At 42.2% G+C, this 7,096-nt stretch carries 4 protein-coding genes; 2 read left to right on the plus strand and 2 right to left on the minus strand.

Annotated elements, in window-relative coordinates:
* Positions 1-318 precede the first annotated feature (318 nt).
* Positions 319-942 carry a hypothetical protein gene (locus E5A76_RS09795; protein ID WP_161118813.1) on the plus strand — a complete coding sequence of 208 codons (624 nt, stop codon included), beginning with the start codon at positions 319-321 and terminating at the stop codon, positions 940-942.
* 341 nt (positions 943-1,283) lie between these two features.
* Positions 1,284-2,087, plus strand: a complete 804-nt coding sequence (locus E5A76_RS09800) for an AraC family transcriptional regulator (protein WP_107167489.1) — start codon at positions 1,284-1,286, stop codon at positions 2,085-2,087.
* Positions 2,088-2,090: 3 nt separating this feature from the next.
* Here E5A76_RS09800 and E5A76_RS09805 read toward each other — a convergent pair whose 3' ends face one another.
* Both E5A76_RS09805 and E5A76_RS09810 read right to left on the minus strand, forming a co-directional pair.
* On the minus strand, positions 2,091-2,372 hold the full coding sequence (locus E5A76_RS09805; RefSeq protein ID WP_053986401.1) for a hypothetical protein: 282 nt from the start codon (positions 2,370-2,372) through the stop codon (positions 2,091-2,093).
* A gap of 223 nt (positions 2,373-2,595) precedes the next feature.
* Positions 2,596-7,002, minus strand: coding sequence for a M36 family metallopeptidase (locus E5A76_RS09810; RefSeq protein WP_161118814.1), 4,407 nt, complete (start codon positions 7,000-7,002; stop codon positions 2,596-2,598).
* Between the last annotated feature and the right edge of the window lie 94 nt (positions 7,003-7,096).

Consider the following 7,096-nt stretch of genomic DNA (forward strand, 5'->3'; position numbering starts at 1 on the left):
TAGATACGCTATTAACGTATGCCGGTTTTCAAGACCGGTGCTTTCAACCACTCAGCCATCTCTCCGTAAGTGCGGCGAATATTACCGACACATTGAAAAGCTGTAAAGCCTAAATTTGCAAAAAAATGATCGCTAGACTAACAAATGATCAGAGTGTTTATCTCTTTAACATGTTAGCGATAATTTACACATTATCGCACGCCATAAGAAAGCTCTAAGCTGTCATAGTGACTGATTCACCACATATGGATTAAAGCTTGCGTATACTGAAAATAAGTGAGGTCAACGATATTACGTTAACAATCACAAGGATGTTATATGCCAAAACCAATCATCACTGTACTACTACTCTTATGCTGCACTAGCTGCGTGGTAATGTATCCTGCAAAATGGGAAGCAATTACCGTTATAGATGAATTAACTGGTGAGCAAACCTGTCGAGTTCGAGCCTTATCGCCAATGCAAACCCATAGCAGTTTCTATCCTATAGTCGATATGGCTAATGATGAAGTTCGCGTAGGGATGCACAGCCCTGATGAAAACCCGCTGCCTGTGGGCGATATTCAATTACAAGTAGATAACCATTATCGTTTTTTGATCAAGCAAACCGATATGCCTTATTACTTACAACAGCAAGTCGACATCACTCCGAGAATATTGGCAGGACATGGCCCTTATTTAAATAACAGTAAACGGGCGCAGCGAGATCAGCTTCAGCTCAGTTTTAGTACCGCTACCGCAAAGGCATTAAACACCACATCGCCCTACACTGTTGCTACGGGTAATATTGCTAAGCATCTCTTTAACCTGATGCTGACAGGTGATTTTTTAGAATATAAAGTCTTCGCAACAACACAGCATGGCACGACATCTGGGCGCTATCCTTTAGATGCTAATTTTCTTAAATCACTACAGCAGTGTGGGATCAGTTGGCATCAGTAGCGCATATATACCCAAGTGACTTCAAGATGCCTGATTCAGAGCGAGGTCACTGAGTTGAATTCAAGGAAGGCAACGAAGCGGAATAGCGAGCTCTTTCCAAGTTGTCTGACGCAAGAAGTCGGCTCAGTGACACGCTCCCAAAGGGCGAGCGTCCTTAGCTCTCAGACTTTGTTAACAATTCTTAATGTAGAACCACTATATCTACGAATAGTTGCCGCGCCTGAGAACTAAGGTCGTCTCGCTGAACATAGCATCTTGAAGTTACTTGGGTATAGACCTAGCCGATCTTATAAAAAACTGCGTATACTGCAACTTGTCCTAGCGCAATACAGTCACGGCTTATGAAGAACGTCTACCAACCTTTATTTGATGATAATAATCCACCCAGTGAGATTTTCTTTGGTCATACGATTTTCTTACCTAATACCGGAACAGAAAAGCACCGTCATCCTTGGGGACAACTGCAGCTGATCAGTGGCGGTATTATTGAACTGGAAGCCGAAAACAAACATTTTCTTGCACCACCTCAATATGCGTTATGGGTACCGCCAGAAGTTGAGCACCAAAGTTATATACGCCGTAGCTTAAATTACTGCTCGATGAACATCACCAAGCCGCTTGCTAATGCATTACCCCACTATTCTTGCTTATTAGAAGTCAGTCCTTTGATGCAAGCCATGGTGCAGGATCTGCGTGAACGACGCATCGTTAATCCAGAAACACCACAAGATAAGCGTTTAGTGAAAGTCCTGTTTGATCAAGTCTTAATGAGTAAGGAGCATGAGCAATATCTACCGACCACAGATGATAAGCTGCTGCAATCGATGTTGATTGAGCTAGAGAAGAACCCGACCAATAATCGCAGCTTGGCACAATGGGCAAAGCAGCTGCATACCACTGAACGTACACTGGCTCGGCACTTTAAAGATAAATTAGGCATGAGTTTTACTGAGTGGCGGCAACGACGAAAGTTTATTTACTCGTTGCATCTATTACGCAGTGGATTATCAGTAAAAGAAATTGCGCTGACACTGGGCTATCATCAAGCCTCACCTTTTATCACCGCATTTAAAAAACAATCTGGCAGTACGCCCGAACAATATCGCCAACGTTTAGGCGATGAGGCTATGCCACCGAAACTATAAACGTTATTTATTCCAGCCTAGAAATAACAACTTACTTAATAAACTCACGCTTGTACTGCATTCACCATCATGAACATAGTCTGACTGAAAATCAGCAGTGCGGTTTTCAGCTAAGCTTTTAACATATTGTTTATTATCAACAATCACAATTTTAGTAAAGCCACGAGAGTATGGTGACACATCATGCTTTAAAAATTGCAGTGCTCTTTTAGGATCTCGAGTGGTGGTAATAATATCTGGATGGCGTGATAGACCATGAGTGATTTTAAGCTTGAAAAAAGCCATGTTCAGTTATCCATAACAATAATTTTTGCCATGGTAGGCAGCTCATATAGCAGGTGCAATCAATAACATTGTGCCATTTATTCCCTGTTACACTTCATTACTGCCTTGCATGGTTTCAACATGTTTTGATACAGCTGTTTTTAAAATGTTAAACCGACAGCCACCAGCGTTCGACAAAAAAGCCTCGCTATGAAGCGAGGCTTTGATTTGGTCTTTGTCGTCGTTAAGAACGATTTGGATCTAATGGGAACGCATCCTGCAGATCTGGCACTTGATCATTATCATCATCCTCGTCTTCAAAATCAGGTTTCTGATCGTTATCTGAATCCGTTAAATAAGTACGAGTGATAATTTCATAGGAGACACCGCCCACTTCATCTTGGGTTCCCGTCGAGCTTTCAAGCTGCATCACATCAATGTGGTAAAGTGCACTTTCTCTATCTGTGATCGGCATAGGATCAGCGATAAAGCGAAGTTTCACATTACCTTCATTAATATTTGAACCTGCGTTTGGTGATGCATACAAATCACGGATCACATATGGGATTTGAGTTATGTGTTCCCATTGATCTTGCCCTGTAAACTCAACAAGATTAATCAAGATCTGCCCACCATCAGCAAGATATTTCTGCTGCGCTTGAGTCCCTATTTGTAGGGTGATTTTATTACTTAGATCAACACTACCTCTTGCGATCACAGAAACATCAATTTGATAGTTAAGTAGGAGATCAACAACATTCATGTTTCGCCATGCGATATTATTGTTATAACGGGTGTTATAGTTAATATCGGTAGTTTCAGGGTTGGTCATCGGATCTTGTGGATTCACCAAACGCGCCACTAAACAGTAATGTCCTGTTGATGGCGGCTCCCAAGCCACGGTTGCAAAAGCATCAGCCCCGACAGCAAGACTCGCTACCGTATCTGTACCCGCAAGCGTCCAATCAGCTGGCCAAGTTAACCCTGTAGATGCATGTGCCCAATACACTTCAACCGTAGTATTAAATGCCGTAGCTGCACCGCGATTTTTCACATTGACGTAAATTTCATTTTTCTGACCAAATTCAGGATTCTGATGTGGGCCAGGACTGCCAACGATGACGCGATTCCAAATTGCTTTACTGCGCCACATGGATTTACCAACCATATTGGCATCAGGCTCATTTCCTGTATCTGGTGCTGTACCAAAGTAATCATAATGGGTATCTTCAACCCATACATCAGCAGTATCATCACACGAATTTGGAATACCAAATCCATTGGTCACATTTAGGCTATTATTGCTTGGTGATATTGCATCTGTCCCCAAACCAAAGTCAGCAAATGTTTCCCAGATCAAACACACATCTTCACCAGAGTAATTGTCAATCGCCGCTTGGATAATACCGTCACGGGCATCAATAAAGCTTGGCGAACAAATAGTGTTTTTGAGCCCTTCCGTCACATACAACATCGCACGTTGATTACCTTTACCACCAGTGTAGTTGTAAAGATCGGCATCAAAACCATGTTTTGTTACTAGCGCCCAATACACTTCCCAAACCGCTTGAGTCCAGACCGAACCAATACCGTGTGGCACTGACATCCCGGACGCAATGCTCTCGTAGGTATACGTGTTTATAGCAGGATCGGTACTGTATTGTTGTGGACGAATACCCGCACCTGTGATCGGTTGGCCTAATACGTAAGTCCCGATACCACGAGGATCAGTGCCAGCCATACCCGCAGGTTGGGTCATCATGAGCGCATACAGATCACTGATCCCCTCTGATGGGCGTTGATAATTACTTAAGCAATTAATGTTTGCGGGACCACCGACTAAACGATTAGAAATACCGTGAGCATACTCATGGACAATAATGGCGTTATCAAAATCACCATCGCGTTGAGGTGTGGTGTACGACCAAAGGTACATCTGCATACGCGGACGAGTACCATCAGCAGGCGTCCAGAAGTTGGCATTATTCATCCCACCACCATCTTGCGCTTCTGCTCGCACATCATCGCCACCTAAACCCGGTGCACCATATTGGTTAACTTGGAAGTTGCCCGATGCCTGATCGAAACCATAAAGATAAGTAATATCATGAATAATATTATTCCAATGGAATAAATTTGCGGTTGCCGCTTCACTGCTATCAGCTGGTGGCAGTGCAAAATCCAGTGGGAATAAACAGTTAAGCCCAGCCATACAATCGGGTTCTAATCCCGTTGGTGAGCCAGAATTATCTGAATCGTTATACGCATGAACATTGTTACCACGCATAATGGTATGCTCAGCGCCTAATGTAGCATTGAGATCATGCCAGCCCCATGGTGAACCAGGGCTTGCAGCCGGATTGTTTTCCACTTGGCGTGTATTAATCGGTGCAGCATGGTTTGGTGACTCAACCGGGTATGGGAACACCTCGTAGCTGTCTTCATCAACTTGATCAAAATACGCAAGCAATGCACCACTGTTTGCATCCACCAGCATTTGGTAAACGTGGCGTTGATCATGCGTAAACAGCACAAATGACCACGCTAAACGCAGTTCATCATTTTTCACTGGTACATAAACCAACTTAGCTTCCACTTTTTCGCTGGATGCACTAGCAGCATCAATCACCGTCGGTTGTTCATCGTCAGCCAGATTTTCACTTTCAACCACAGGCTGATGACGCACTTTTATCCCAACTCGCTCTGCTGCGCTGATCACCGCTTGAGCAACGGTGACTGTTGGAGGATGTTTATCAACCACCACCAGATCAACATTTGGCGAGAAGGTATTATTCACACTTAAAATGCGTCCATCACGGTTCACATTAACCTGTAATAAAGCATTAAATACATCGCGTCCATGCAGTTTTTGTTGAAGATAAAAACGTGTCGCTCCAGTTGCCGCCGTTTCATATACTTGCTGTTCAACGTTGGCAATATCAGTCGATGATAGATTTAATAACTCTTTATTTGCATTAAGATAATCCATCACAACCTGTTCAATGGACTGACTTGGATCAGCATCGGTTAGATAGCCCGTTTGGTTATAAATAACCCGAGCAACACCTGTATTTTTCTCAAAATCAATCTTAACAGGTGGGATCCTTACCATCATGTCATTGGCAAGGGTAATTTGTTGTGTCGTTGGCTCAACAAGCACATTTTGAGTCATCGTAACACGTGTATCATAGTTAAATGGCTCCACCGTATCTGCTGGTGGTGACTCCTGTGTCATTAAATAGAGATCAACATTATTAATACTCAAAGGATTGGCTGTTACCGCTTTTTGAGCAATATAACCAATCGCTTTCGCGGTAATATCATGATCACCGACCGATGCACTAAAGACGACAGCACCATCGGTTGTAAATGGATCAGAACCCGTTACCCCTACAGGGGTCGTTGCATTATCAAGGAAGACTTGCGCATCTTTGACAGGGTTACCATTAACATCGTAAACATTCACTACAAAGTACGCATTTAATGCCGTAACAATATCGACTGTCGTATCATTAAAAGTCACCTGACAGCCAACCATTTTATCATTGTGCTCTAAATGGAAACTCTCTGATGTACAAGTTGCAAACGCGATATTTGGATTATCAACAACATCAAAGAATTTCAATGTCATAAATAAACCATGCGTTTGTGACTGCTGAAAATTTAAATTCACTGGCACAACCCCAACATAGCTATCAGGATCATCAGTAACAGGTGTAAAGGTGATCATGCCATCAAACAAGATCATATTATCGGGATCTAACAGTTTAATTTCTGTTTGCAGATCGGCTAATTGACTCACATGAGTAATAATGGAGCTTGGAATTTTCACCATTATTTCAGTGCTATCTCCCTGCTCATTAAATGAAATAACTGTCACACCCATTAATGGCACAACATCATAATTCACTTCAGCCGTATTTTGATCAATATTCAAAGTCTGATTTGGGATCTCTAAATGCCCCACTTTTTCAGTATCATCATAAAAATTAATATTAACTAAATAGCTACCATACTGAATATTAAAAAACAGATCTGACTGAGAGGTGTTTTTATTAATCAAGAACTTCATCTCTTGATTATTATCGAGCCCTATCCCTACTACTGGTGAACCTAAGCCTAATAAGTTCAGTTCATTAGGATCGACTCTAAAATACAGTTTAGCCATTTCAGGATTGACGGAAACATCGGTATCCACCTTACCGAGCACAGGGTGCAAGTTCATCGCAACAGGTGAGTTACCATCGACAATATCAACGTTAGCTTCACCATGGTATTTCTGACCATCATGAACAATATCTAGCACTAGATCATAATTGCCAGGCTCTAAACCAATCGTAGTTTCTGAGCTCACTGTAAAGGTATTAAGATCTAAAGACGCTTTCCAATCAAACTGTTCTGTCGTATTGGTGGTAGTATTGGTAGCTTGTAAAATACCTTCAAGCAAAATAGGCGTCGTGGTATTTTTACCAACGTTGCCACTGTTTGCCACCGGTATCGCCATTCGAAATGCACTAAACTCAGGCGTAAAATCAACGGTAACGGCATCACTCGGCGGCTCCGTTGTTTGTGGTTCTCCACCACCGCCACCTCCACAGCTAACAATGCCGATTAACATTGCTAACCAGATAAATATCCGAATTATTTTCATGGTTCGCCTCTATATACTCAATATATTATTATTCAATTGATAGGGATATAAATTGACTTTGTGAGTATAGAAACGGTGATTTATTTATTTGTCT

The organism is Photobacterium lucens, assembly GCF_009873615.1.
Taxonomy (GTDB): Bacteria; Pseudomonadota; Gammaproteobacteria; order Enterobacterales; family Vibrionaceae; genus Photobacterium; species Photobacterium lucens.

Bases quoted from the DNA above. Each gene is read 5' to 3' on its own strand.
- E5A76_RS09795 (WP_161118813.1), top strand. From the start codon at position 319: ATGCCAAAACCAATCATCACTGTACTACTACTCTTATGCTGCACTAGC.
- E5A76_RS09800 (WP_107167489.1), top strand. From the start codon at position 1,284: ATGAAGAACGTCTACCAACCTTTATTTGATGATAATAATCCACCCAGT.
- E5A76_RS09805 (WP_053986401.1), bottom strand. From the start codon at position 2,372: ATGGCTTTTTTCAAGCTTAAAATCACTCATGGTCTATCACGCCATCCA.
- E5A76_RS09810 (WP_161118814.1), bottom strand. From the start codon at position 7,002: ATGAAAATAATTCGGATATTTATCTGGTTAGCAATGTTAATCGGCATT.